We start from the raw sequence: 26,103 nt of genomic DNA on the forward strand, positions 1-26,103 counted from the left end.
CTGTGTACTCCCGCCGAAACTGTAGCCGCCGACTTGGGCGAGGAACGTTGCAAGGTCAAGGCTTGCCGCGCAATTGATCGGCCCGTTTGGTGCGCGTGGTGGCCGGCGCCGCCGCCGGATCGTCGGGCCAGGGGTGCCGAGGGTAGCGACCCTTCATTTCAGCCTTCACCGCCGCCCAGCTGCCGCGCCAGAACCCCGGCAGGTCGCGCGTCGTCTGGATGGGGCGGTGCGCGGGCGACAACAGCCGCAATAGTAACGGCACGCCCGCCACCGTCGGATGCACAGACAGCCCGAACAGTTCCTGCACGCGCACATCGACCGACGGCCCCGCGACATCGGCATAGTGGATCGCATGGCTGGTGCCTGCGGGCGTCGCAAATCGGGCTGGCGCTTGGACATCGAGCGCCTGCCGCGCCGGCCAGTCGAGCATATTCGCCAGCGCAGACGTCAACGCCGCCGGCACCAGCGCATCAAGCCGGCGCTTGCCCGTCAACACTGGCCGCAGCCAATCGTCGAGGCCGGCGAGCAATGCCGAGTCCGACAGGTCGGGGAACCGCGTATCGCCCTGCCCGCGCACAAACGCGATGCGTGCGCGCAGCGCTGCAGCTTCGTCATCCCACGGCAACATCTGCAGGCCAGCGCGGGCAACAGCGGCAACCAGCGCATCGGCCAGCAACGCCGCATCGGGATTGTCGAGCGGTCGCCGTGTCAGCACAATTGCCCCGAGCGCGTCTACGGTCTCCGCCACAACCGCACCGCGATCGGCATCATAATCGAGACGGGTTTCACGCGTGATGCGATCGCCAAGCAGCGCATCAACGCTGGCGCGCGTCAGTGCCGCGCCGGCCATCAGCCGTGCGCCGTCAGCACTGCCGCTGGCATCGGCGACCGCCAGCCATTCGCTGTGCGCCAGCGCATCCGAATCGACGACGCGAACCGCGCGACCATTTGCCATCAGGAACGCTGCTTCTGCACTGTTGCGTCGTCGTGCGACGCGATCGGTATAGCCGAGCGCAATGACGGCACCGACGGCGTCTTCGCGTATGGCGTCGGGTTGCTGCTGCACCAGCCGCGCCCAATGTGCCGCCATGCGCCGCGCCGCGTTCGCCCGCGGGCCACGGTCGCGCGCCCAGTGGCGCCGTCGCGTTTCCAGATCGGCATCATTGCCACCGAGCCCGCGTTCGCCGAGCAGCACCGCGACTTCGGCAGCGACGCCCGCCAGTTCGTGGTCAGCTGCACGCACCAGCATGTGCGCCATGCGCGGTGGTATCGGCAATTTCGCAATCCGCTGGCCATGCGGAGTCGGGCGCCCATCATCATCAATCGCATCTAGCCCGCTCAATGTCGTGCGTGCTTCGGCAAGCGCCGGCACCGGCGGCGCGTCAAGCCAATGCAATGTCGCCGGGTCGGCGACACCCCAGCACGCTAGATCGAGCGTCAGCCCGGTCAAATCCGATTCGAGTATCTCAGGTGGATCGAACAGCGGTAGGCCGCCAGTTGCGGCCTTCTCCCAAAGTCGCCACGCCACGCCCGGCGCGGTGCGCCCTGCCCGGCCAGCGCGCTGGGTCACCGAAGATTGCGCGGCGCGTTCGGTGACGAGCTGCGTCAGCCCCGTTGCGCGGTCGAAGCGCGGACGCCTTGCCAGCCCGGAGTCGATGACAACCCGCACACCGTCGATGGTCAGGCTGGTCTCGGCGATACTGCTCGCCAGCACGACCTTGCGCGCGCCACCGCGTGCCGGTGCAATAGCGGCGCGCTGCGCCGCGGGATCGATGGCGCCGTAAAGCTTGTGGAGTTCGACGCCCGCCGGCAACGCTAGTCGCTCGGCGGTGCGCTCGATTTCGCCGGCGCCGGGTAGAAACGCCAAGATGCAGCCAGTCTCGTCGGCCAGCGCACGGTGGACGGCGCGGGCCATCGCGTCCTCGATGCGCTCGCGCGGATCACGGCCCAGGTAGAGCAAATCGACTGGATAGGTCCGTCCCGCCGACTCGATTACCGGCGCGTCGAGCAGTTCGGCATAGCGCGCGCCGTCGAGCGTCGCGGACATCGCCACAAGCCGCAAATCGGGCCGCAACGCCCCGCGAACGTCGAGCGCCAGCGCCAGTCCCAGATCACCTTCGAGGCTGCGTTCGTGAACTTCATCGAACAGCACAACCGCGACGCCCGAAAGTTCAGGATCGTCTTGCACCATGCGCGTGAAGATGCCCTCGGTGAGCACTTCGATGCGGGTGTCGCGCCCGATCTTGCTGTCGAGCCGCGTGCGGTAGCCGACCGTCGCCCCCACCGCTTCGCCGCGTAGCTTAGCCATACGCTCGGCCGCAGCGCGCGCTGCCAGCCGCCGCGGACTGAGCAGTAGTATGCGCTTGCCCGCCGCCCAGGGCCGGTCAAGCAATGCAGGCGCCACCATCGTCGTCTTTCCGGCGCCGGGCGGCGCGACCAGCACAGCAGTGCCGCCATCGTCGAGCGCGGCAATTAGTTCGGGAAGCACGGATTCGACAGGAAGAGTGATTTCAGAGCCTCCGGCGGGCAGGCGTGACGCCTGCACCCAGTTGAAGAGCGCCAAACAGATGGCTGCAGGCCTCAGGCCTGCCTGCCGGGGGCCCTAATAAGCGCGCGCTATCGCGAACTCGACCGTTTCGGTCAGTGCCGCACGGGCGCTGCTGTCGGGGAAGCGCGCCAGCGCGTCGATGGCGCGGGTGCCGTAGTGACGCGCGCGCGCGAGCGTGTCCTCGATGGCGCGGCTGGCGCGCATCAGTTCGAGTGCGTGCGCGAGATCCGCGTCGCTACTGCGGCGGCCCTGCATGGCATCACGCCAGAAAGTGCGTTCATCAGCACCGCCACGGGCATAGGCGAGGATTACGGGCAGCGTGACCTTGCCGTCGCGGAAATCATCGCCGCAATCCTTGCCCATGGTCACGGCATCCGACACGTAATCGATGGCGTCATCGACAAGCTGGAAGGCAATGCCGAGGTTGCGGCCGTAGGCGTCCAGCGCGGCTTCGACGCTGGCATCGCGCTCGGCGACCACGGCGGCGATTTGGCAGGCAGCCGAAAACAGCACGGCGGTCTTGGCCGAGATGATTTCGAGGTAGCGGTCTTCGGTGGTTTCGACGTTGCGCTGGGCCGTCAGCTGCGCGACCTCCCCCTCGGCAATGACGGCTGAGGCATGGCTAAGGATCTTGAGTACGCGTAAGCTGCCGTCTTCGACCATCAGCTCGAACGACCGCGAGAAAAGGAAGTCGCCGACCAGCACGCTGGCGGGATTGCCCCAGACGGTGTTGGCCGTCGCCCGGCCACGCCTCAGATCCGACCCGTCAACGACGTCATCGTGGAGCAACGTCGCGGTGTGGATAAATTCGACGCAGGCAGCGAGCTTGTGGTGGCGCGTGCCGGCATAATCGAGCAACCGCGCGCAGGCCAGCGTCAGCATTGGGCGCAGCCGCTTTCCGCCTCCGGCGATCAGATGCCCGGCGAGTTCGGGAATCAGCGAGACCGGGCTTTGCATGCGGTCGAGAATGACCTTGTTCACCGATGCCAGTTCCGGACCGGCGAGTGCCAGCAGCGCATTCAGCGACGGCGTCGTTTCGCTGCCACGGCCACGCGGGCGGATCGGATGAACGGATGCGGTCATAGGGGCTACCTTTAGCGTGCGGTGCTGCCAGCACAAGTCTGCCGAATGCTGCTTCGCTGGTGTCTTGGACGAAATTGGCTGCTTTTGCCATGTGCCGCATGGTCGCGCTTGCCCAATCGCGCACGCTTGGTGAATATGACACGCGACAGCTTCTCCGGTTCCAGGACACGACGCATGAACGACTCAACCTCGACCGCCGATGCGACGCTGCGCAGCTACCGCGAGAGCATCGACAACATCGATGCCGCACTGGTGTTCATGCTCGCCGAGCGCTTCAAGGTGACGCAAAAGGTCGGCGAGCACAAAGCCGCGACCGGCATGCCGGCCGCCGATCCGGGACGCGAGGCCGCGCAAATCGCGAGGCTGCGCGCGCTGGCCAAGTCGGCCAACCTCGATCCGGAGTTCTCCGAAAAGTTCCTGCGCTTCATCATCCAGGAAGTCATTCGCCACCATCAAGCGAGTGGCGCCGCGGGCTAGCCAGCGGCCGGGAGTTGAAGCGTCACCGCGAGTCCGCCCAAGTCTTCGCTTTCGCCCAGCTCGACGCTGCCGCCGTAGATTTCGGCCACGTCGCGAACAATTGCCAGCCCGAGTCCCGTGCCGGGTTTGCCGGTGTCGAGACGGGCGCCACGTTCGAACAGCTTACCGCGGTCTTCGGCGCTGATGCCGCAGCCGTCATCTTCGATGACGATACGCACGAACGGCTCGCCATCGACGTCGGTCGGCGACGCCGTCACGAACACCCGGCCGCCACCATATTTGGCCGCATTGTCGAGGAGATTGCCTAGCATTTCGTCGAGGTCCTGGCGTTCGCCGCGGAAAACCAGTGTTTCGTCTCCGGTGATGTCGATGACGGTGTGGCGATCTGTGTGGATGCGTTCGATGGTCCGCGCGAGTGCTTCGAGCGACGGCCACAGTTCGGCGCGTGACGCGCTGGCCGCACGACGCCCGGCGGCCCGCGCCCGCGCCAGATGGTGGTCGACATGGCGCTGCATGATCGCGGTTTGCGTTGCGACAGTTTCGGCGAGGTTGGCGCGACCGAGCTGCGCTTCGTTGATCAGCACGCTCATCGGCGTCTTGAGCGCATGCGCTAGGTTGCCGGCGTGCATCCGCGCCGCTTCTGCGGCTTCGGCATTATGATCGAGCAATTCGTTGATCTCCGCAACCAAAGGCCCGATTTCCGGTGGAAAGTCTAGCGGCACCCGCTGTGATTGGCCCGAGCGAATGGCGGCGATGGCACGGCTAACGCGGCGCAAAGGCCAAAGCCCGTACGTCGATTGCAGCGCCGCCAAAATTAGCAGCCCCAGACCGAGTATCGACAGGGACCAAAGTAATGTCGACCGTAGCTGGCGCAACTGCTGGTCAAGATCCGGCGTGCTTTGCGCGACTTGGAAGTGAAACATCATCGGCGAGCCGGGAATCTTGGCGTCGCGCTCGACAACACGCAACGGCTCATTGGCGAAGTCGGCGCTGGCATAGCGACACGGATTGCGGCAATCGGCAACGGTATTAGGTTTCAGCGTCCGGTCCCAAAGCGACCGCGATTTGAACGGCAACTGGCCATTCGCGGAGATTTGCCAATACAACCCAGAATAGGGCTCATAGAATCGCTGGTCGCGCATTGGCAGCGTGAACAGGATCTCACCCGCCGGGTCGATTTCGGATGTCGCCACCATGGCGGTGAGTATGTTGTTGAGCTGGTTGTCGAAGTTTCGGGTGATCGCTGCAGAGAGCACACGATCCAGAGCAATGCCACCAACCAAGAGCAGCGGGATAATCCAAATCGCCGCCAGCGCAATCATGCGCTGCGTCAGCGATCCGGGCGTGATCGCCCAGACACGTGACCGCGCCGCAATAAGCGTGGGGTCAGGTCGCCGGATCTTCGAGACTGTAACCAAGACCGCGCGTCGTGCTGATCAGATCGGCGCCCAGCTTCTTGCGGATGCGCGTGATGAAGACTTCGATGGTGTTCGAATCGCGGTCGAAATCCTGATCATAGATGTGTTCGATCAGTTCGGTACGCGACACCACCTTGCCCTTGTGGTGCATCAAATAGCTCAGCAGCTTAAATTCCTGCGCGGTCAGCTTGACCGGCACGCCGTCGAGCGTCACGCGGCCCGAGCGGCCATCAAGATGCACCGGCCCTGCCGTCAATTCGGAGGTTGCATTGCCCGACGAGCGGCGGATCAAGGCGCGCAGCCGCGCCACCAGTTCCTCGGTCTGGAACGGCTTGGCGAGATAATCGTCGGCACCGGCATCGAGCCCGGCGACCTTGTCCGACCAGCTGTTGCGCGCCGTCAACACGAGCACCGGCATCGTGAGGCCCGACTTGCGCCAGCGGTCAAGCACCGTCAGCCCGTCCATTTCGGGCAATCCGAGATCGAGCACGACAGCGTCATAGCTTTCGGTCGTGCCGAGGAAATGCCCGTCTTCGCCGTCGGTTGCGCTATCAACCGCATAGCCTGCGGCTTCGAGTGTCTCGCGCAGCTGGCGCTGCAGGTTCGGTTCGTCCTCGACGACCAGAATTCGCATATCAGTTCCCCCCCCGGCCGATAAATTGGCCGGTACGCGCATCAACATAGACATCGACGGCGACGCCGTTCTGAATAAACCGCAATTTGTAGACTTGCCGCACGTGATCATATTGCGCGCCGACATAGGTGCCACCCACCTTGCGACTCGCCGAATCGCGGATTTCGCCAAAGCTGACAGTGGTCTGCGGAACCGGATTGTGCCGCAGGTAATTGTCGCCCTTGTCAGTGAATTGCGCGAGGACGGGGGTGGCCAGAACCAGCACCGTCACGCAACAAAGACCAAATTTACTCAATTCCATCGGCTAAACCTTACTCGTGGCCGTTGTTTGCCATAGCCGCGAGGCCGTGAATAGGCCATGAATGCGCGCGCCGCCTGTCCGGCCTACCCTCACCCGTTTCAATTCCATAACAGAACTGACCGCTTAACCTATGGCTGCCCCTATCCTGACGCTCGAAAACATTGGCCTGATCCAGGGATCCGGCTGGCTGCTGCGCGGGCTCGACCTGTTCATTGGCGAGCGCGACCGGTTGGCGCTGGTCGGGCGCAACGGCGCCGGCAAGACGACGTTGCTCAAGATTCTCGCCGGCCAAACGCAACTCGACGAAGGCCGTCGCACGATGCAGCCCGGTGCCAAGATCATCCTGCTCGAACAGGATCCCTCGGTCGCGGGCTTTGCCACGCTGCACGATTTCGCGCTGCGTGGGCCCGATGCCCCCGAAGCCCATGAAGTCGAGTCGATTGCCAATCAGCTCGGCATCGACCTCAATCGCGATGCCGCGACCGCCAGCGGCGGTGAACGCCGCCGTGCCGCGATTGCCCGCGCACTGGCGCAGTCGCCCGATGTGCTGCTGCTCGACGAGCCAACCAACCACCTCGATATCGCCGCGATCGAATGGCTCGAGGCCTGGCTGCAGCGCTACCGCGGCGCTTTCGTCGTCATCAGTCATGATCGCATGTTCCTGACGCGGCTGACGCGCTCGTCGCTGTGGCTAGACAATGGCAAGCTGCGCCGCACCGAAGTCGGCTTCGGCGGCTTCGAAGCTTGGACCGAGGCGGTGTTTGCCGAGCAGGCCAAGAACGCCGACAAGCTCGACAACAAGCTGCGTGCCGAACTTCATTGGCTCGAACGAGGTGTCACCGCACGGCGCAAGCGCAACCAGGGGCGTTTGGCCAAGCTCGCGACAATGCGAGAAACCCGGAAGGCGATGACCGGACCCCAGGGTGTCGCCAAGATCGCGCTGGCTGCCGATGACAACAAAACCAAGGTCGTCATCGATGCCGAGCACGTCACCAAGGCCTACGGCGGCCGGACGTTGATCAAGGACCTGAACTTGCGCGTACTGCGCGGTGATCGCATCGGCGTCATCGGCGCCAACGGCACCGGCAAGTCGACACTGCTCAAGCTGCTGACCGGCGAAATCGCCCCAGATTCGGGCAAGACCAAGCGCGCCGCGACGATCCAGTCAATTCTCATCGACCAGCAGCGCGCGCGCCTCACCCCGGGGTCGACGGTACGTGATATTCTGGCCGATGGCGGCGACTGGCTCGAAGTCGGCGGCGTCCGCAAGCATGTGGCCGGCTATCTCAAGGATTTTCTGTTCGACCCCAACGTGCTCGAGGCGAAAATCGAGACATTTTCGGGCGGCGAGCGTTCGCGGCTGCTGCTGGCGCGGGAGTTTGCACGGCCGTCGAACCTGCTCATCCTTGACGAGCCGACCAACGACCTCGATCTCGAAACGCTCGACCTGTTGCAGGAAGTCATCGACGATTATGCTGGCACGGTGCTGATCGTCAGCCATGACCGCGACTTTCTCGACCGCACGGTGACGATGGTCGTCGCGCTCGGCACCGGCGACGACGGCAAAGTCGATGTCGTGGCGGGTGGCTATTCGGATTGGGAAGCCAAGCGTCGGGAAGATTTGCGCCCGATCCCTACCCCGACACCGGCCAGCATCGCGCGCGAACAGGCAGCGAACGGCCAGCGCAAGCCGCAAGTCAAGCTGACCTACATTGAAGGCCGCGAGCTCGGTCTGCTGCCGGGCCAGATCGACGCGCTGCATGGTGAAATCGCCACCATCGAGGCCGCACTTGCAGATCCGAAGCTCTACACGGCGGACTTCAAGAAGTTCGAAAAGCTGACGAAGACGCTCGATGCAACCCGCGCCAAGCTGGCCGCCGCCGAAGAACGCTGGCTCGAACTCGAAGCGAAGGCCGAAGTGCTCGCCAGCTAGGCAAGCTCGACGCCGGGCACGACATCGGGCTCGACATGTGCCGGCACGACAACACGCGATGGCAGCGGCGTCTTATCTGCGGTGTCATGCGCGCGGATGAACTGCTCGACCACCGGCGCAATCGTGTCGCGCCACTTGCGGCCATTGAAGATGCCATAGTGGCCGGCACCTTCGGCCATATAGTAGCGCTTCATATGGTCAGGCAGGCCGGCCGCGAGATCGAGCGCCGCCTTGGTCTGGCCCAGCCCCGAAATATCGTCGCGCTCGCCTTCGATGGCGAGCAACGCGGTGCGGTTGATCGCCGCGGGGTTGGCCAGCACGCCACGGTGCACGAACTCGCCCTTCGCGACGAGTTGGCGCTGAAATACGACATCGATGGTCTGCAGGTAAAATTCGGCGGTCATGTCGCAGACGGCGCGATACTCCTCATAAAAGGTCTTGGTCGCAGCGGCGGCATCATCGTCGCCGTCAACCAAATGCCTGAACAGTTCCCAATGCGATTTCATGTGGTTGGCAAGGTTCATTGACATGAACCCAGCCAATTGCAGGAACCCCGGATAGACCTTGCGACCAGCGCCCGGATAGATGTTGGGCACGCGCGCCACGACATTCTGCTCGAACCAGGCATAAGGCCGTTCGGTCGCCAGATCATCGACCGAGGTCGGTGCCTTGCGAGTATCGACGGGGCCGCCCATCATCGTCAGCGTCAGCGGCGTTGCCGCGTCACCGGCTGCCGACATCAACGCAACTGCAGCATAAGCTGGCACTGCAGGCTGGCAGACGGCGAGCATATGACCGCCCGGGCCGACCGCGTTCATGAACTCGATGACATAGTCGACATAGTCGTTGAAATCGAAATGACCGTCGCTGACCGGCACCAGCTTGGCGTCGCGCCATTCGGTGACATAGACGTCATGATCGGGCAGCAAACGTTCGATGGTCCCGCGCAGCAACGTCGCATAGTGTCCCGACATCGGCGCCACCACGAGCACCCTCGGGTCGTTGCGGTCCGACACATCGCGAACAAAATGCTTCAATTGCCCGAAGGGTTTACGGACGGCAACGTCTTCCTTTACGGCAACTTCGGTGCCATCAATGATCGTCGAGGTCAGCCCGAAATCGGGCTTGCCGCGCGGTGCCGAAGCATGTGCGAAGACCTCGAGCGCACGCGCCATGACCGGGCTTGCCACGTGCCGCGACCACGGATTGGCCGGGTTGAGCAACAGTTCCGAATTGAACTGCGCAATGCGCCCCATCGTGGCCAACATCGTGCGATTGATTTCGTAACCCGTGTACAACATCGATTTTCCTATGCGTTGCCGCGCCGCAACCGGCGTCGCTTTGCCACAACGCAGGTGCAGCATAAAGCCAAAAACGACGCTGGGTGGCAAAGCTCAAGCCAGATTGAGTGACACTCGAATCCCTGTTAGACGGTGCCATGACCACAGCCGAAGCCGTCGAGATCACGCCAGCGCCCGCAACCGAGCCGCCTGCACGCAAGCTCAAGAAACTGACGCTGCTTTGGCAGTTTGTCCGGCGCTACCCTGCCCATCTGACTGCTGCGCTGGTGGCACTGGTGATTGCCGCAGTCGGCCAGATAGCAGTGTTGCAGGGCTTCAAGCTCGTCGTCGATCACGGGTTCGGTAAGGGCGCCAGCGCCGCATCGGTCGCCCCCTATTTCGAGCAGCTGCTGGCGATTGTCGCGGTGCTTGGCGTCGCCACCGCGGTTCGATTCTACTTTGTCAGCTGGATCGGCGAACGCGTCGTTGCCGACCTACGCATGGCCGTGCAGGCGCACCTGTTGAAACTCGACACCAACTATTTCGAGGAAAACCGCCCGGCCGAAATCGCCTCGCGCCTGACGTCGGACACCGCGATCATCGAGCAAGTCGTATCGAGCTCGGCATCGATTGCGCTGCGCAACAGTTTCACTGGCCTCGGTGGCATCGCCTATCTGTTCTACCTCAGCCCCAAGCTGACCGGGCTGATGTTACTCGTCATTCCGCTTACTGTCGTGCCGATCGTGTTGCTCGGTCGCCGCGTCCGCAACCTTTCGCGATCGAGCCAAGACCGTATTGCCAACATCGGTACCATCGTTTCTGAAGTGCTCGGCGCCATCAAAATTGTCCAGGCCTTCACACAGGAGCCGCGCGAACGCGCGCGATTTAGCGAGGCGGTCGAGGCGGTCTTCAATGCCGCACGTCGCCGTATCGCGGTGCGCGCCGGCATGACGGCGGTCGTCATCTTCCTGATTTTCGGCGCCATCACGCTGGTGCTGTGGCAAGGCGCGCTCGATTTCATCGCCGGCCACACCAGCGGCGGCACCATCACCGCCTTTGTGCTGGCCGCCGCGATGGTCGCCGGCGCATTCGGATCGCTCACCGAGGTGTTCGGCGACTTTATGCGTGCTGCCGGCGCCTCGGGCCGCATGGAAGAATTGCTCGCCGCCGAACCGGCCATCCGCACGCCCGACCAGCCCTTGAAACTACCCGAGCCGCCACGCGGGGAAGTCGCGCTGCACAACGTGTTCTTCCATTACCCCAGCCGCCCCGACGGCGCGGCGCTAACCGGCTTTGAGCTCAGCGTTCGCCCCGGCGAAATGGTTGCGATTGTTGGGCCGTCGGGCGCCGGCAAGTCAACGTTGTTCCAGCTCATCCAGCGTTTCTATGACCCGCAGTCAGGCCAGATCCTCGTGGACGGCGTGCCGATCGACCGCGTCGACCCGCGCGCGCTGCGCCAGCGCATTTCGGTCGTGCCGCAGGAAACCGTGATCTTCGCCGCCACCGCGTACGACAACATCCTCTACGGCCGTCCCGACGCAACCGAAGCTCAGGTCTGGGCCGCTGCAAAGGCCGCGCATGCCGACATGTTCCTGCGCGACCTGCCCGAGGGCATCCACAGCTTCCTCGGTGAATCTGGCACGCGGCTTTCGGGCGGCCAGCGCCAGCGCATGGCGATTGCCCGCGCCGTGCTGCGCGATGCGCCGATCCTGCTGCTCGACGAAGCCACAAGCGCGCTTGATGCTGAATCCGAGGCACTGGTGCAGGCAGCGCTCGACGAACTGATGGTCAACCGCACCACATTGGTTATCGCGCATCGCCTCGCCACCGTACGCGGCGCCGATCGCATCATTGTCATGGACCGCGGCCGCATAGTTGCCGAAGGCACGCATGATGCGCTGATTGCCGGTGGGGGGCTGTACGCCAAGCTGGCGCGGCTGCAGTTCGAGCAAGCCGCCGCGTAGTTTGGGAGATTAAGGGCCTCCGGCGGGCAGGCCTGAGGCCTGCACCCGATTGTTTGGCGCTGTCCAAATGGGTGCAGGCCCCCGTCTTGAGCAAGAATTGGCGTGCCCGCCGGAGGACGTTTCGACTCAGTGCGGCGACGGCAGCAGATACAGCCACAAGTTGAACAACATCACCACGCCGGCAACAATCATCAGTGCCGGCTTGAGCTTCGGGCCGGGTTGACGCAGACCCCAGATGCCAAAGCCGACCAGCGCGAAGATACACACCACCGCCAGCGTCAGTAGCAAGTCACGCACGTCACTCACTGGGTGAGCGCTTGGCGCACCGCATGCGCCCAGTTTTCGCGACGGACACCTCGTGCGTCAGTCGTGATCGCGGGCGCGAACACGCGGTCGGGTTGCGCCATTGCCGCCGCTGCCGTCAGATCGGCGAACAAGCCGGCACCGACGCCCGCGCACATCGCCGCACCCAGTGCCGTCGTTTCGATGACGCGCGGGCGTTCGACAGGCACGCCGAGCGTGTCGGCAATGTCCTGGCACATCCAATCATTGGCGACCATGCCGCCATCGACGCGCAGCTTTGCCGCGACAACGCCGTCGGCGGCCAGCGCATCGAGCAAATCGGCGGTCTGTTGGCCCATCGCCTCGAGCGTGGCGCGGGCGATGTGCGCGCGCGTAGTGCCGCCCGACAGTCCCGTCAGCAGGCCCCGTACATCGGCACGCCAGTGCGGCGCGCCCATGCCGGCAAACGCCGGAATGAGCACGACACCGCCGCTGTCGGGTACTGAAGCTGCCAGCGCTTCGGTTTCCGCGCTCGCGGTGATGATGCCGAGCCCGTCGCGCAGCCATTGCACCGCCGCACCGCCGATGAAGATGCTGCCTTCGACGGCATAGGTCGCTTGGCCCGCGATGCGCCACGCTACTGTCGCCAGCAGCCGGTGCGCCGATACCGGCGGCGTCGCGCCCGAATGCGCTAGCACGAAAATGCCGGTACCATAGGTCGCTTTGGCCATGCCGGGCTGCAGGCACGCCTGCCCGACCGCAGCAGCCTGCTGGTCGCCGATGCTGCCGGTGATGGCGATGTTGCCCCCCAGCAAAGTCGTCGAGCCCAGGTCACCTGCACAGTCGCTGATTGTCGGCAAGGCGCTGCGCGGGATGCCGAACAGGTCGATCAATCCCTCGTCCCATTGGCAGGTTGCGAGGTTCATCAACAGCATGCGCGAGGCGTTGGTGGCATCGGTGGCATGCACACGGCCGCCAGTCAGCCGATAACGCAGATAGCAATCGACGGTCCCGAGCGCGAGGCTGCCGGCGTCGGCCGCCGAACGCACCTGCGGCCAGTTTTCCAGTGCCCAGGCGATCTTGGTTGCCGAAAAATACGGATCGAGCAGTAGGCCGGTGGTCGCTTGCACCGCGGGTTCGCGGCCCTCGGCACGCAGCCTATCGCACAGGTCGGCGCTGCGCCGGTCCTGCCAGACAATCGCTGGCGCCAGTGGCTCCCCGGTTGCGCGGTCCCAGAATACGATGGTTTCGCGCTGGTTGGTGATGCCAATGGCGGCGATGCGCCCGGCCCCGACTTCGCCGACCACGGCCTTCAACGCCGCAAGCGAATGGTTCCAGATTTCGGCGGCGTCATGTTCGACCCAGCCGGGCTGCGGATAGCGCTGCGTCAGCGCATGACCGGCCTGAGCGACAATGCCGCCGCCAAGGTCGAATGCGATGGCGCGGGTGGAGGTGGTGCCCTCGTCTAGCACCAGCAGCAAGGGAGCATCATTCATGCCACTTTCCTAACAAGCCGCATGGTCCTAGGAAAGCCCATGGCTTCGCGATCCGACATCTTCGACCTGCTGATTATCGGTGGCGGCATCAACGGTGCCGGCATCGCGCGCGACGCTTCGGGACGCGGGCTCAAGGTCGCGCTGGTCGAAGCCGGCGATTTCGGCGGCGCGACGTCGAGCGCATCGACCAAGCTCATTCACGGCGGGCTACGCTATCTTGAATTCTATGAGTTCGGGCTGGTGCGCAAGGCACTCAAGGAACGAGAAGTGCTCCTCGACATCGCGCCACACATCAGCTGGCCGCAAAGCTTTGTGTTGCCCAGCGCGCCCGAACGCCCCGACTGGAAACTGCGCGCCGGGCTGTTCCTGTATGACCATCTGGCACGCCGCAAGGTCGTACCGGGATCGAACCGTATCGATTTGCGGCAGGACCGTGCCGGCCGAGCGCTCGAAAGCCATTACACGCACGCCTTCCGCTATTGGGACGGCTGGGTCGATGACGCGCGGCTGGTCATCGCCAATATCGCTGATGCGGCCGCGCGCGGTGCCTTTGTAAGGTCGCGTACCCGCGTCACCGGCACGCTCTGGGACGGCAGCGGCTGGACGGTGGCGCTGTCCGATGGCAGCAGCTTGCGCGCCAAGACCATCGTCAATACCGCCGGCCCCTGGGCCGAGGAGGTAGCGCGCAGCGTTATGGGCCGCAACGACGCGCCGTCGCTGCGGTTGGTGCAGGGCAGCCATATTGTCACGCGGCGCGTCCACCTCGGCCGCGACGCCTTTATGTTGCAGCAGCCCGACGGCCGCATCATCTTCGTGCTGCCGTACGAGCACGACTTCTCGCTGATCGGCACTACCGAGCGGAGCATCGACATGCCCGCCGCCGCGCACATTACCGACGAAGAATCCGACTATCTGATCGCCGCAGTCAACCGCTACCTCGCCCGGCCGCTGACGCTCGATGACATCGTCCACCGCTTCTCGGGTGTGCGGCCACTGATCCTCGAGGAAGGCAAGGCCGACCGCGAAACATCGCGCGACTACAGCCTGGTCAGCCATGACGGCGTGTCGGCGCTGACTGTCGTCGGCGGCAAGATCACCACCTACCGTGTGCTCGCCGAGGATGTGCTCGAAAAGCTGGCGCCCAAATCGAAGCGCTGGACGGCCACCGCACCGCTGCCCGGCGGCGACGTCGAGCGTTTTGCCGGCGAGACCGGCCAGGCAGCGTTCACGCGCTGGATGGACAACCTCGTCACCGCGCAGGAAAATTACGACCCGCGACTCGTGCGGCGACTGGCACGCACGATCGGCACCGGCGCCGAAACGCTGCTGAACGGCGGTCTTGGCGAAAACTTCGGCGGTATTTTCGAAGCCGAGCTCGAGTGGTTCAAGACACTCGAATGGGCGACCACCGCCGAAGATGTGCTGTGGCGCCGCACCAAGCTTGGCCTGCACCTTGATGACGCTGCCAAGGCGCGCGTCGCGGCCTGGTTCGGCGAGGCACCGCCGGCCGCCGAAGCGCTGCCCAAGTCGCGCAAAGCGACGCGCGGTCATCGCTTCGCGGTGCCGGGCGACGACTGACCATCAACCGGGGGACACCATGCGCAAAAGCTTTAATTGTGTCGCAGCAGTTGTACTGTCGGTGTCCACACCCTTGCTTGCCGCACCGGTGGTTGATTCGGCCGGGCTCGAAGCCGCGATCGACCAGAGCCACCGCGCGCTTCATGCCATCCTGAATGGCGATCCCAAGCTTTACGAAGCGCTATTCGCCGACCGCGACGATGTCACTTTGGGCAATCCTTTTGGCCCCTATGCCAAGGGCAAGGCCGCGGTTGCCAAGACCTTGGCAGGTGCCGCTGCAAAATACCGCGACGGTGAAGTCATCGCGGTTGACCGCGTCGCCGTCTATGACGACAACCGCCTCGCGGTCATTGTCGAGGTCGAACACGACCGCGCCAAGGTCGGCACTCGCACCGACCTTGCCGATTTCAGCGCCCGCGTCACCAGCGCCTATGAATATATCGATGGCAAATGGCTGCTGGTCCACCGTCACGCCGACCCGATCACCTCCCCGCGCCCGGCCGAGTCGGTATTGGCAAAATAGCGCCCAGCTCAGTTTCAAAGTTTGCCGCGCAAGGCTGCGGCTACTGGTATTCGCAACTACTTTGTTGCGTAGACCACCCTGCCACCGACGATGGTCTTGAGCACGCTGACGTCCTTGAGGCTTTCAGCAGGAATCGTAAAAATGTCGTCCGACAGCACCGCCATGTCGGCATATTTGCCGGGCTCGATTGAGCCTTTGCTCGCCCCCTCGCCGATGGCCTTAGCCGACCAGATCGTCCACATCTTTAGGGCCTCGGTGACCGATACCGCCTCCTGCTTCTCGAAAATCCCGGCGTCCGAATTGCGTGTGACCGACGCATAGATCGCCAGAAACGGATTGATGTTCGCCAGATAGATTCCGGTCAGATCGGTACCCGCCGCAGGCTCAAGGCCTGCATCGATCATCGAGCGGAACTTGAACCCCGTTTTGGTGAGTTTTTCACCCATGTTTTCCTGATCGGCCTTGACCAGATCGAGCAGCCAGGTCGGTTGCACCGAGATGAAAAGGCCTTGGGGCTTCAACGCGACCGCGCGCTTGAGCTGCTTGTCGGTCAGCTGGAACATGCCGAAATGTTCGATGCGCATCATCGTTGCGCGTGATCGCGCGCCGACTTCGCCTTCATAGGCATCGAGGCAGATGTCGGTGGCCCGGTCACCCGAACAGTGCAGCATCGAGATGACGTTGTTGCTGTTGGCCAGATCCGCAAAGTGCCGCGCCTGTGCCGGCGGGGTCACCAGCGAGCCCTTGTTGCCCGGTGGGTCGGTATCGAAATGCCCTTTGTACTCCTCGTACATATAGCCGGTGCGCGCGTCATTCTCGCCGTCCGCCCACGCCTTGATCGCGGCGAACCTATAGTAGGCGGGATCGACACCCGCCGGCATTTTGAAGCCATCAAGGTTGGCGGGCAAACCTTCGCCGTCCGGCGCTGCCCACACCGATACCGTCAGGCGGATGTCGGGCTTGGCGGTCTTCGCCACCGCTTGCAGGACCGGCAGTGCCGCCGCCGGGGTGATCGCCAGCACCGAGGTGAAGCCGTAAGGCTTCCAGAAGTCCTGAATACCGCTGGCGTAATAACTTTGCAGCTCAGCAACCGTGGGTGTCGTCGGCACCGCGCCCATCGCATCGGTCAGCGTGCCGTCGGGCTGGCCATCCTTGCCAAGCAGCGCCCGGCCGCCGCCCTTGAGCGCCGTGTTGGTGCTGCTGACACCGAGCAGGCGCAATGCCATCGAATTTGCCACCGCCATATGCGCGCCATTGGCGACAACGACCGGATTGTCGGGCGCTACCGCATCGAGTTCGGCTTTGCTCGGCAGGCGCTTTTCGGCGAACTTGTTCTGGCTCGCCGACACGCAGGCGACGAACACCCACTTACCCTTGGGCGTGTTTTTCATCCACGCGGCGATATTGGCGAGCGCCTGTTTGACCGACGGCGTCCCGGGGTAGCGCGCATCGACCCAGGTGTCCTTCATCATGATGGTTTCCATCGGATGCGTATGGCCATCGACCAGGCCGGGCACCACGAGCTTGCCATTCAGGTCGACCAACTGGGTCGAAGCCCCGGCAAGCTTGCGCATGGCCTCGGTGCTGCCGACCTGCTGGAACATGCCGTCCTTCACCGCGACGGCCGCCGCCGTCGATCTTGCAGGGTCGAGCGTAACGATCTTGCCGTTGTAGTAGATGACATCCGGCGCGGCATCCGGCGCCGCCGACAAGGCCGGCGTTGCGGCGGAAATCGCCAAGGCAGACACCAGTGCGAGGCTGAACTTGTTCATCCATCATCTCCCCGTGGCCAGATGGTCGTTCCGAACAGCTCCGCGCGCGTCCCGGGTGGAACTTCAGCTGGTTCAATGGCCCCGGCAGAAGTAGACGTGATTGGACGTCCCGCGGTCAAGCACTGCGTTGCGTGGTAAAGATTTAGGCCGATTCGCGCAGGCAGCGCGTGAACATTTCGGTATCGACATTGCCACCCGACAACAGCACCGCCACTGTCTTGCCACGCACATCGACCTTGCCGGCCAGCACTGCCGCGAGCGCCACCGCGCCGCCGGGTTCGACGACGAGCTTGAGTTCGCGGAAGGCGAAGGCGACGGCCGCCATCACCTCGGCTTCGCTGACCCAGATGCCGGGTAGCGCGCGCTCGGACAAGATGCCAAAGGTCAGCGGGCTGCAGAACAGCGTCTGCAGCGCATCGCAGATCGTCGGGCCGGGGTTTTCGACGGCCAGGATTTTGCGCGCCACCAGACTGCGCGCGACATCGTCATAGCCCTGCGGCTCGACCGGTACGACCGGCAGCCCGCTGCCCAGCGCGATGCCGCTCGCCAGCCCGCCGCCGCCACAGCACACCACAGCGAAATCGGCGGTCTTGTCCATCGCTTCGAGGTCCCGGGCGATTTCCAGCCCGGCAGTTCCCTGCCCCGCCACGACGAACGGATCGTCAAACGGCGGCACGATGACCGCACCACGCTTTTTGGCAATCGCGGTGGCAATCGCGCCGCGGTCCTCGGTCAGCCGGTCATAGAACACCACTTCGGCCCCGTGGCTGCGTGTGCGCGCCACTTTCAGCCCCGGGGCATCCGACGGCATGACGATCGTCGCGGGCATGTTCAGCAGCTTTGCCGCAAACGCCACGCCCTGGGCATGGTTGCCGCTAGAGTAAGCCACAACGCCGCCACTGCGGTCTTCTGGGGAAATCGCCGCGAGCCGGTTATAGGCGCCACGGAATTTGAATGAGCCCGTGCGTTGCAGGCATTCGGGCTTGAGCCAGACCTCGCCGCCGGTTAGCGCGTCGAGCACATCCGAGCGCAGCAACGGCGTCCTCACCGCGACATCCTCGATGCGCCCGGCGGCAACGACCACATCCATCCGCGAAACGCCTTGTGTCATGTCCGTTCTCCGTGCCCAGAAACCATTGAAAAAACGTCGCTTTTGACTTTGCGCTAAACCCTTGAACCACCAACGCAATTTGAACAAAATTTCGTAACAAAAAAACTCTTTACAGCGGGGGGTATCGTCCCTATTTACCCCCGCTCACCGCTGCCCCATGGGGACTTCCAACCGCAAGGCAGCTACTACACGACGCCCCGGAGGTCCCTTGAATTGCACAAGCCATATAACGCGCTGGGGGTAGCCCGCGACACTAATCCGTCGCAGCCCGTTACCCTGATCCGCCCGCACGCTGCTCTTCGCGCCGCCCGCTTCTTTGCCGAGAAGTTTCCGGGGACGACGATGTATGCCGTCAAGGCCAATCCCTCGCCCGACCTCATCCGGACCCTGTGGGACGGCGGTATCAAGGTTTATGACGTCGCCTCGATTGCCGAAGTGCGGCTGGTGCGCGAGCTGCTGCCTGATGCAACCTTGTGCTTCATGCACCCGGTCAAGGCGCCCGAAGCGATTGCCGAAGCTTATTTCGAACACGGCGTCCGCACCTTCTCGCTCGACAATCTCGAAGAGCTCGCAAAGGTCGTTGCCGCGACCAAGGGCGCGACCGACCTGACGTTGTGCGTGCGCCTGCGCGTGTCGTCGGCGCATTCGAAGCTCAGTCTCGCGTCGAAGTTCGGCGTCGGTGTCGAAGATGCGGCGCCGTTGCTGATGGCAGCACGCCAGGCGTCAGACGCGCTCGGTATCTGCTTCCACGTCGGTAGCCAAGCGATGAGCCCGCAGGCCTATAGCGACGCGCTGTCGCTGGTCCGCGCCGCGATCGTGTCGGCCGGCGTCACCGTCGATGTCATCGATGTCGGGGGCGGCTTCCCGTCGATATACCCCGGCATGGAGCCGGGCGAGCTGACTCGCTATTTTGACGTCATCCACGCCGCGTTCGAAGCGCTGCCGATTTCCTATTCGGCCGAGCTGTGGTGCGAACCCGGCCGCGCGCTGTCGGCGGAATATGCGAGCATCATCGTGCGCGTCGAGCAGCGCCGCGACGACGTGCTCTACATCAACGACGGCGCCTATGGCGCGTTGTTCGATGCCGCACACGTTGACTGGCGCTTCCCGGCGCGGCTGCTGCGTGACACGCCGTCGCACACCAAGGACATGGCATTCAGCTTCTACGGCCCGACGTGCGACGACATGGATTTCATGCGCGGTCCGTTCATGCTGCCTGCCGATGTCCAGGCTGGCGACTATCTCGAAATCGGCATGCTTGGCGCTTATGGCTCGGCGATGCGCACCGCGTTCAACGGCTTCACCAATGGTGATACCGTGGTGGTGACCGACGAACCGATGGACAGCGCTTATGGTGACACCGAAGTGACACCTTCGGTCGTTACACCGATCCGTAAGGTCAATTCGTAGCGTAGCCCGCGTCAATTGCAGTTCAACCCGTTCGGCGCCGGATGGTCCGGCCACGGGCGACGTTATTTGACGTCGAGCCACTCATCCTAGGAGTGACCCAATGACCAACCCTATCAACGCCCAGCGCAAGGCAGAGCTGCTGTCGAAGGTCGTCGAGCACATCGACATCCGCAGCTTCGACGCGCGCCCGATCATCGACGGCATGGCGAACATGAGCTTCACTTCGCGCGACCTCGCGCGCGCTACTGCCATCTATAACCAGATGCTCGGCGACCCCGATTGCACGATCTTCCTCGTCATCGCCGGCTCGACCTCGGCGGGCGGCTGCATGGACCTCTATGCCGAGCTGCTGCGCAGCAACATGGTAGACGGCATCGTCGCCACCGGCGCAACGATCGTCGACATGGATTTCTTCGAAGGCCTTGGCCACAAGCATTATCAGGCGCTCGACGTGCCCGACGATGATACGCTGCGTTCGCTGCTCATCGACCGCATCTACGACACCTATATCGATGAAGAGCAGCTGCAGGACTGCGACCACACCATCCTCGAAATCGCCAACAGCCTCGAGCCGCGCGCCTATTCGAGCCGCGCCTTCATCCGCGAGATGGGCAAGTATCTCAGCGAGCACGGCAAGAAGGACAACAGCCTCGTCAAGCTGGCCTATGAGCATGACGTGCCGATCTTCTGCCCGGCATTCGTCGACTCGTCGGCAGGCTTCGGCCTCGTCAAGCACCAGGTCGACCGCGCCAAGGAAGGAAAGCCGTACATGGTGCTCGACGCCATCGCCGACTTCCGCGAGCTCACCGACATCAAGATCAAGGCCGGCACTACTGGCCTGCTGATGATCGGCGGCGGCGTGCCGAAGAACTTCATCCAGGACACCGTCGTTTGCGCCGAAATCCTCGGCCATGACGATGTGCAGGTTCACAAGTACGCGGTGCAGATCACCGTTGCCGACGTCCGCGATGGCGCGTGCTCGTCGTCGACGCTGCAGGAAGCCGCGAGCTGGGGGAAAGTGAACACCGGCATCGAACAGATGGTGTTCGCCGAAGCCGGCTCGGTGATGCCGCTGCTCGCTAGCGACGCCTATCACCGTGGCATCTGGAAGACCCGTGCCAAACGCGCCTGGGGCAAGATGTTCGCCTGAACCCAACTGAACGACTGAATGACGAGCGCCCGGTGGCAACACCGGGCGCTTTTCGTTTACGCTGGTGCCAACAATTGGCAGGCAGAGATACAGAATCTGTTCATACAGGCATTGCTAAATCCGCGCTTGTCGCTGCTTGCACTGCGCCGCATCGGGCCATCACAGCCGCGACATGTGTTGGAGTATCTGTATGCGTTCTGAAATTTCCCCGCTTTTCAAAGTCAGCGTGGCGGTGGTCGCGCTCGCCGGTTCGGCACTCGCTGGCGCGCAGTATGCCGATCGTCTGCCGTGGCATGCCTCCCCTGCAATCACGCCGCCGGCGCGCACCAGCCAAGTCGCGGCGCTCGTCGCGCCGGCGGTCAAGGGCGGCTCGCTCGCCGACATGGTCGCCGCCGTGGGCCCCAGCGTCGTGCAAATCGTCGTCAAACCTACCGGAGGTTTCCATCCTATGCAGTTTGAAGGCCAGCCCGGCGAGGCACCGTCGCAGGGCGGCCTCGGTTCGGGCTTCATTGTCGATGCGAAGGGTATTGTCGTTACCAATAACCATGTTGTCGGCGATGCGCAGACCGTCACCGTGCAGTTGAGCGATGGCCGCGAACTTTCGGGCCGCGTTCTCGGCCGCGACAAGCAGACCGACCTCGCCGTCGTCCAGATCGAAGGCAGCGGTGACTTCACCCCGGTCGCCTGGGGTGACAGCGATCACACCCGCGTCGGCGATCCGATCTTCGCGGTCGGCAGCCCGTTCGGGCTCGGCAGCACCGTGACGTCGGGTATCATTTCGGCACGCGGCCGCGAAATCGGCGCGGGACCTTATGACGACTTCCTGCAGGTCGATGCCGCGATCAATTCGGGCAATTCGGGCGGGCCGCTGTTCGATGCTTCGGGCCGCGTCATCGGCGTCAACACCGCAATCTTCTCGCCGTCGGGCGGCAATGTCGGCATCGGCTTTGCGATTCCCGCGCAGATGGCGCACCGCGTCGTCGAGCAAATCGTCGCCAACGGCCATGTCGCGCGCGGCCGCATCGGCGTCGCGCTGCAGGCGGTGACCCCCGATATCGCCCGCGCCATCGGTGCCCCCGATACCAAGGGCGCGCTGATCGCGCAGGTCGATCCGAACGGCACCGCGGCGCAAGCCGAGCTGCAGTCTGGCGACATTGTCCGCAGCTTCGGCGGCCAGCCAGTTGACGACTCGCGCGATCTTGCGCGGCTGGTGGCCGACGCCAAGGCCGGCACCACGGTGCGCGTCGCTATCGTCCGGCGCGGCCAGCTGATGGACGTGCAGTTGCGCGTCGGCGGCGAACAGCAGGCCTAAGCCCCCGTCGATCCGCGTTGACGCCGGCATTTGACGCCCCCACGAAATCGGGGCAGTCATTTCCGGCAACAACGGGGAGGATAAGTCATGCATAGCGGCATTCTGGCGCCGGTCGCTTTACTCGCACTGTGGTCGATGGTGATGTTGGCGTGGACGCTGACGACACGTATGGGCGCGCTCAAGAAAATGGGCGTCGATATCAGCAAGGTGCGCGGTACCAAGCCGAACATGCTCGATGGCGTCCTGCCCGACAAGACGATGTGGGTGGCGCATAACTACAACCATTTGATGGAGCAGCCGACGGCGTTTTATGCCGTAGCACTGGCGCTGGCGATTATGGGGATGGGCGACGGGCTCAACGCCTGGCTGGCCTGGGCCTATGTCGGCTTGCGTATCGTACACAGTCTGGTGCAGGCGACTACAAACATCGTCGGCATCCGCTTCATGCTGTTCGTGCTGAGCAGCCTGTGCTTGGTTGCGTTGGCGCTACACGCGCTGCTCGGAGCACTGCTGAATTAGGTTCAAACACGCCGGAGGTGGGCATCAACAGCTGACATATTGCCAGTTGTGACGCTTGCCCTCGGCAATCCATTGCACCGCCTGTTCGATGCGGCGCGCGCGTGTATCGGCACGTTTGGCGTCGGTGATCCATTCGAGGTAGTCGCGTCGCGCGCCCGGCGGAAAAGCGTCGAAGTGTGTCCGTGCGCCGCTGTTGGCGGTGAGAGCTGCTGCAAAGTCGTCCGGCATGGCGATTTCGGGCTTGGTGCGTTTGGCTGGACGCGGCGTCGTCGCCCCAGCATCGATCTTGGCAATTGCTCGCGTGACAATTGCCGCAATTGTCTTGTCATCTGGGATATCGGCCAGACACGTCATCCGGCCGAATTGGCCCATCGCAGCCTTCTCGTTGGCGACTACTTCGGGCGCAGCTTCGCCGACAGCATCGCGACGCCAGAAGTTGCACGTCACATGTGCCTTGAAGCCGGCGATATTGGCAACCTGCGCGCCCTTGTAGGTAAACGCTGGCATCCCCCATTTGATTGTCTCGTCAAGGCTAGCGGCGGCGTGCAGTGCGTCGCGCAGCCGCGTCAGCATCGGCTGCGCAAACGGTACGGCTCTGGCGATATAGGCATCGATGCGCGGGTCGCGGTTCATATGCAACTCCTCCCCAGACGCGCAGAATACCCCAGGCCTCAGCGATCGAAAACCGCCACCAGTTCGAGATGCGGCGACCAGCGAAACTGCGCCACCGGCGTCAGCTTGCGCAACCGGTAGCCGCCCGCCACCAGCGTCCGCGCGTCTGCAGCAAAACTGACCGGGTTGCACGACACCGCGACCACCCGCGGCACGTTCGACTTCGCCAGTTGCACGGCCTGCGATGTGGCACCGGCGCGCGGCGGATCGAACACCACGGCATCGAAGCGCTTCAATTCCTCGACGTCCATGGGGCGCCGGAACAAGTCGCGTGTTTCGGGCAGCAGCAACAGCCCTGCCCCGCGTGCTGCCGTGGTCAGCGCCGCTATCGCCGGCCCAGCGTTATCGGCGGCCAACACGCGTCGCCTGTTCGCCGCCAACGGTAGCGCAAACGTCCCCAACCCGCAGAACAGGTCGGCAACGCGTGGCGCATTACCGACACCTGCGAGCACAGCCGCTGTCAATGCGGACTCGCCGTCGCGTGTCGCCTGCAGAAATGGCGCGGGCGGCAGCACGACAGGCACGCCACCGAATCGCAATACCGGCGGCTGCGCCTCAGCAATCGTCTCGACCCCGGCTGGACCTTCGACCGAAAGTCGCGCGAGATTGTGGCGCGCCGCAAAATTGGTGAGCCGCTCAATCTGCTTCAACGTCTGTGCAGCCACATTGGCGAGCAGCACGTCGACGCCGCTGTCGCTCAGCGTCAACGAAATTCCTGCGCCCTGCCCTTCGCCTAGCGCCTGCGACAGCAAAGCGCGCAAGGGCGCCAACAGTGTGAAGAGTTCGGGTACCAACACATGACATTCGTGCAGATCGATCAGGCTGTGGCTCGAATCGGCGTTGAACCCCAGCGTCAACGCTTTGCCGCGCCGCACCGCACGCAGAGCCGCGCGACGACGGCTGAACGATGGCGACAGGTGCAGCGGCGCAATTTCCCCGATCTCGACCCCGATCAGCGCGCGCCGCAGCCGCTCAAGCGCCCAGTCTGCATAGTAGGTATCGCTGACATGTTGCATCGCGCAGCCGCCGCAGTCGGGGAAATGCCGGCACGGCGGCGTTGCATGGTTGGGGCCGGGGTCGACTTCGACCTTACCATCGCTGACGCGTATGCGGTCACCGGTGACGGTGGCGCGGTAATAGTGACCGTCGGCGGTGGCACCATCGCCGCGTCCTGCAATGCGGACGATTTCGGCCCAGTCGGTCATGCCAGGCCCTGCAATACTGCCGGCAATAGTTCAGGCAGATCTTCGGCAATCAGGCCGGTACCGCCCCGTAACCCGGCATCGCCGTGTATCCAGACACCTGCACAAGCGGCGTCGAACGGTGCCATGCCCTGCGCCAGCAATCCGGCGATAATGCCCGCCAGCACATCGCCCGAGCCGGCGGTCGCCAGGGCCGGCGAGGCGTGTGTGTTGACCACGGCGCGGCCATCAGGCGCGGCGATGACGGTATCGGGGCCTTTGAGCACGACAACCGTGCCGGCGCGTGCCGCAGCGGCAAGTGCGCGGTCGATGCGGCTGCCGGGAAGATTGCCGAACATGCGGACGAATTCGCCTTCGTGCGGGGTCAAGACCGCGGCGTTCCGAAGCGCTTCGGGTTCACCAGCGCACAGCGTGAAGGCATCGGCATCGCACACCGTGGCCACCTCCGACGCCAGGACGGCAGCAAGCTTCGCTTTTGCCGCCGCGTCCTGGCCAAGGCCGGGGCCAATGACTACCGCGCCAATGCGACGATCGGTCAACACCCGCGCCAGCGCGGCCACATCAGGGGTGACGCGCAGCATGACGGCATCGAGCCGCGCGGCGTTTTCAGGCAGCGCCAACGGCTGGCAGGCAAGTGTCGCCAATCCGGCACCGGCCCGCAATGCCGCGCGCGCCGCCAGGCGCGCCGCACCACCCGCACCCGCCGGCCCGGCGATGACGATGACACTGCCGCGCTCATATTTGTGAACGTCGGCCACCGCAGCGCGCAATCGCGGCGGCGCGTTGCACCGGGTCTTGCTATCAATAGCTCCCAGACCAATATCGGCGACAACCACTCGGCCGCAGCATGAACGTGCGGGTTCAATGATATGCGCAGGCTTATTCGCACCAAATGTTACTGTGAGGTCGAATACGAACGGCACACCAAACAGCGCACCATCATCGCTGCCGACGCCGCTCGGCAAGTCGATGGCGATTCGCGTGCGCGCGTTGGCGCCCAGCCGCTGCAGTTCGGCGACATCGCCAACTTCAAGTGGCCGGTCGAGTCCGATGCCGAACAGCGCATCAATGAAACCTGCTGCGGGCTTCGCTTCGCCGTAAGCCAATACCGGCCCGGCCCAGCGCGCCGACATCGCGCGGGCATCGGCGCTACGCAGCGGCGCCGCAGCTATGACCCTGACGTCATGACCGCGTTCGGCGAGGTGGCGCGCGACGACATAGCCGTCGCCGCCGTTGTTGCCGGTGCCGCACAGAATGTTGACCTCACGCGGCAAACCGAAACGCCACGCGGCAACTGCCGCGGAAGCCCCTGCCCGCTCCATCAGCTCGAGCGACGGCGTGCCTGCGTCGATGACTCGCCTTTCGACCGCTCGCATCGCTGCCGCGGTCAAAATCGGGCGCATCGCATCAAGGCCGCTTGATAATCCCATGCCCTGCT

22 protein-coding genes are annotated in these 26,103 nt (G+C 64.1%); 9 read left to right on the forward strand and 13 right to left on the reverse strand.

Going from position 1 to position 26,103, the window contains the following annotated elements; translation table 11 throughout:
• Nucleotides 1-55 precede the first annotated feature (55 nt).
• Nucleotides 56-2,545 (reverse strand): ATP-dependent helicase HrpB, encoded by a 2,490-nt coding sequence (gene hrpB, locus EUV02_RS05055; RefSeq protein ID WP_279379501.1) that lies wholly within the window; start codon nucleotides 2,543-2,545, stop codon nucleotides 56-58.
• 57 nt (nucleotides 2,546-2,602) lie between these two features.
• Nucleotides 2,603-3,631, reverse strand: coding sequence for a polyprenyl synthetase family protein (locus EUV02_RS05060; RefSeq protein WP_135245084.1), 1,029 nt, complete (start codon nucleotides 3,629-3,631; stop codon nucleotides 2,603-2,605).
• A 174-nt stretch (nucleotides 3,632-3,805) separates the two neighbouring features.
• On the opposite strand from EUV02_RS05060, the gene EUV02_RS05065 reads away from it, so the two are divergent.
• Nucleotides 3,806-4,108 (forward strand): chorismate mutase, encoded by a 303-nt coding sequence (locus tag EUV02_RS05065; RefSeq protein WP_135245085.1) that lies wholly within the window; start codon nucleotides 3,806-3,808, stop codon nucleotides 4,106-4,108.
• On the opposite strand, the gene EUV02_RS05070 is transcribed toward EUV02_RS05065, so the two are convergent.
• The 3 genes from EUV02_RS05070 to EUV02_RS05080 all read right to left on the reverse strand — a co-directional run bounded on the left by EUV02_RS05070 (nucleotide 4,105) and on the right by EUV02_RS05080 (nucleotide 6,461).
• Complete coding sequence (locus EUV02_RS05070) at nucleotides 4,105-5,430, reverse strand: sensor histidine kinase (protein ID WP_135245086.1); 1,326 nt, start codon at nucleotides 5,428-5,430, stop codon at nucleotides 4,105-4,107. The genes EUV02_RS05065 and EUV02_RS05070 overlap by 4 nt on opposite strands.
• A gap of 64 nt (nucleotides 5,431-5,494) precedes the next feature.
• Nucleotides 5,495-6,160, reverse strand: a complete 666-nt coding sequence (locus EUV02_RS05075) for a response regulator transcription factor (RefSeq protein WP_135245087.1) — start codon at nucleotides 6,158-6,160, stop codon at nucleotides 5,495-5,497.
• Between the two features lies 1 nt (nucleotide 6,161).
• Nucleotides 6,162-6,461 (reverse strand): PepSY domain-containing protein, encoded by a 300-nt coding sequence (locus EUV02_RS05080; RefSeq protein WP_166430512.1) that lies wholly within the window; start codon nucleotides 6,459-6,461, stop codon nucleotides 6,162-6,164.
• Between the two features lie 130 nt (nucleotides 6,462-6,591).
• Between EUV02_RS05080 and EUV02_RS05085 the strand changes: the two genes are divergently transcribed.
• Nucleotides 6,592-8,394: an ABC-F family ATP-binding cassette domain-containing protein gene (locus EUV02_RS05085; protein ID WP_135245089.1), complete on the forward strand. Its 1,803-nt coding sequence runs from the start codon at nucleotides 6,592-6,594 to the stop codon at nucleotides 8,392-8,394.
• On the opposite strand, the gene EUV02_RS05090 is transcribed toward EUV02_RS05085, so the two are convergent.
• Nucleotides 8,391-9,695, reverse strand: coding sequence for a polyhydroxyalkanoate depolymerase (locus EUV02_RS05090; protein ID WP_135245090.1), 1,305 nt, complete (start codon nucleotides 9,693-9,695; stop codon nucleotides 8,391-8,393). The genes EUV02_RS05085 and EUV02_RS05090 overlap by 4 nt on opposite strands.
• Nucleotides 9,696-9,832: 137 nt before the next feature.
• On the opposite strand from EUV02_RS05090, the gene EUV02_RS05095 reads away from it, so the two are divergent.
• The gene (locus EUV02_RS05095; protein ID WP_135245091.1) at nucleotides 9,833-11,638 is read left to right on the forward strand and encodes an ABC transporter transmembrane domain-containing protein; all 1,806 of its coding nucleotides are present in this window, start codon (nucleotides 9,833-9,835) and stop codon (nucleotides 11,636-11,638) included.
• A gap of 126 nt (nucleotides 11,639-11,764) precedes the next feature.
• On the opposite strand, the gene EUV02_RS15610 is transcribed toward EUV02_RS05095, so the two are convergent.
• Complete coding sequence (locus tag EUV02_RS15610) at nucleotides 11,765-11,935, reverse strand: hypothetical protein (RefSeq protein ID WP_166430513.1); 171 nt, start codon at nucleotides 11,933-11,935, stop codon at nucleotides 11,765-11,767.
• Between the two features lie 5 nt (nucleotides 11,936-11,940).
• Complete coding sequence (glpK, locus tag EUV02_RS05100) at nucleotides 11,941-13,416, reverse strand: glycerol kinase GlpK (RefSeq protein ID WP_135245092.1); 1,476 nt, start codon at nucleotides 13,414-13,416, stop codon at nucleotides 11,941-11,943.
• A gap of 39 nt (nucleotides 13,417-13,455) precedes the next feature.
• Between glpK and glpD the strand changes: the two genes are divergently transcribed.
• Together glpD and EUV02_RS05110 are read left to right on the forward strand one after the other, a co-directional pair.
• Nucleotides 13,456-14,994 (forward strand): glycerol-3-phosphate dehydrogenase, encoded by a 1,539-nt coding sequence (glpD, locus tag EUV02_RS05105; protein ID WP_135245093.1) that lies wholly within the window; start codon nucleotides 13,456-13,458, stop codon nucleotides 14,992-14,994.
• Between the two features lie 61 nt (nucleotides 14,995-15,055).
• Nucleotides 15,056-15,517: a YybH family protein gene (locus EUV02_RS05110; RefSeq protein ID WP_207790112.1), complete on the forward strand. Its 462-nt coding sequence runs from the start codon at nucleotides 15,056-15,058 to the stop codon at nucleotides 15,515-15,517.
• A 56-nt stretch (nucleotides 15,518-15,573) separates the two neighbouring features.
• On the opposite strand, the gene EUV02_RS05115 is transcribed toward EUV02_RS05110, so the two are convergent.
• Both EUV02_RS05115 and EUV02_RS05120 read right to left on the reverse strand, forming a co-directional pair.
• Complete coding sequence (locus EUV02_RS05115) at nucleotides 15,574-17,289, reverse strand: amidohydrolase (protein WP_135245095.1); 1,716 nt, start codon at nucleotides 17,287-17,289, stop codon at nucleotides 15,574-15,576.
• A gap of 142 nt (nucleotides 17,290-17,431) precedes the next feature.
• Nucleotides 17,432-18,400: a threonine ammonia-lyase gene (locus tag EUV02_RS05120; RefSeq protein WP_135245096.1), complete on the reverse strand. Its 969-nt coding sequence runs from the start codon at nucleotides 18,398-18,400 to the stop codon at nucleotides 17,432-17,434.
• A gap of 213 nt (nucleotides 18,401-18,613) precedes the next feature.
• Between EUV02_RS05120 and EUV02_RS05125 the strand changes: the two genes are divergently transcribed.
• The 4 genes from EUV02_RS05125 to EUV02_RS05140 all read left to right on the forward strand — a co-directional run bounded on the left by EUV02_RS05125 (nucleotide 18,614) and on the right by EUV02_RS05140 (nucleotide 22,791).
• On the forward strand, nucleotides 18,614-19,810 hold the full coding sequence (locus tag EUV02_RS05125) for a type III PLP-dependent enzyme (protein WP_135245097.1): 1,197 nt from the start codon (nucleotides 18,614-18,616) through the stop codon (nucleotides 19,808-19,810).
• Nucleotides 19,811-19,910: 100 nt separating this feature from the next.
• Nucleotides 19,911-20,960: a 1,9-bis(guanidino)-5-aza-nonane synthase gene (locus EUV02_RS05130; RefSeq protein ID WP_135245098.1), complete on the forward strand. Its 1,050-nt coding sequence runs from the start codon at nucleotides 19,911-19,913 to the stop codon at nucleotides 20,958-20,960.
• A gap of 190 nt (nucleotides 20,961-21,150) precedes the next feature.
• On the forward strand, nucleotides 21,151-22,272 hold the full coding sequence (locus EUV02_RS05135) for a S1C family serine protease (protein WP_166430514.1): 1,122 nt from the start codon (nucleotides 21,151-21,153) through the stop codon (nucleotides 22,270-22,272).
• Nucleotides 22,273-22,359: 87 nt separating this feature from the next.
• Nucleotides 22,360-22,791 (forward strand): MAPEG family protein, encoded by a 432-nt coding sequence (locus EUV02_RS05140; RefSeq protein WP_135245100.1) that lies wholly within the window; start codon nucleotides 22,360-22,362, stop codon nucleotides 22,789-22,791.
• A gap of 24 nt (nucleotides 22,792-22,815) precedes the next feature.
• Here the strand turns inward: EUV02_RS05140 and EUV02_RS05145 are convergent, their stop codons facing one another.
• From EUV02_RS05145 to EUV02_RS05155, 3 genes are read right to left on the reverse strand one after another with little or no spacing between them, the layout of a single operon-like run.
• The gene (locus tag EUV02_RS05145) at nucleotides 22,816-23,424 is read right to left on the reverse strand and encodes a YdeI/OmpD-associated family protein (protein WP_135245101.1); all 609 of its coding nucleotides are present in this window, start codon (nucleotides 23,422-23,424) and stop codon (nucleotides 22,816-22,818) included.
• 38 nt (nucleotides 23,425-23,462) lie between these two features.
• Nucleotides 23,463-24,668 (reverse strand): class I SAM-dependent RNA methyltransferase, encoded by a 1,206-nt coding sequence (locus EUV02_RS05150; protein ID WP_135245102.1) that lies wholly within the window; start codon nucleotides 24,666-24,668, stop codon nucleotides 23,463-23,465.
• Entirely contained in the window at nucleotides 24,665-26,095 is a 1,431-nt protein-coding gene (locus EUV02_RS05155; RefSeq protein ID WP_341533699.1) for an NAD(P)H-hydrate dehydratase, read from the reverse strand. The genes EUV02_RS05150 and EUV02_RS05155 overlap by 4 nt, the downstream gene beginning before the upstream one ends.
• Nucleotides 26,096-26,103 lie beyond the last annotated feature (8 nt).

Source organism: Glacieibacterium arshaanense (assembly GCF_004681125.1).
GTDB lineage: Bacteria > Pseudomonadota > Alphaproteobacteria > Sphingomonadales > Sphingomonadaceae > Polymorphobacter_A > Polymorphobacter_A arshaanense.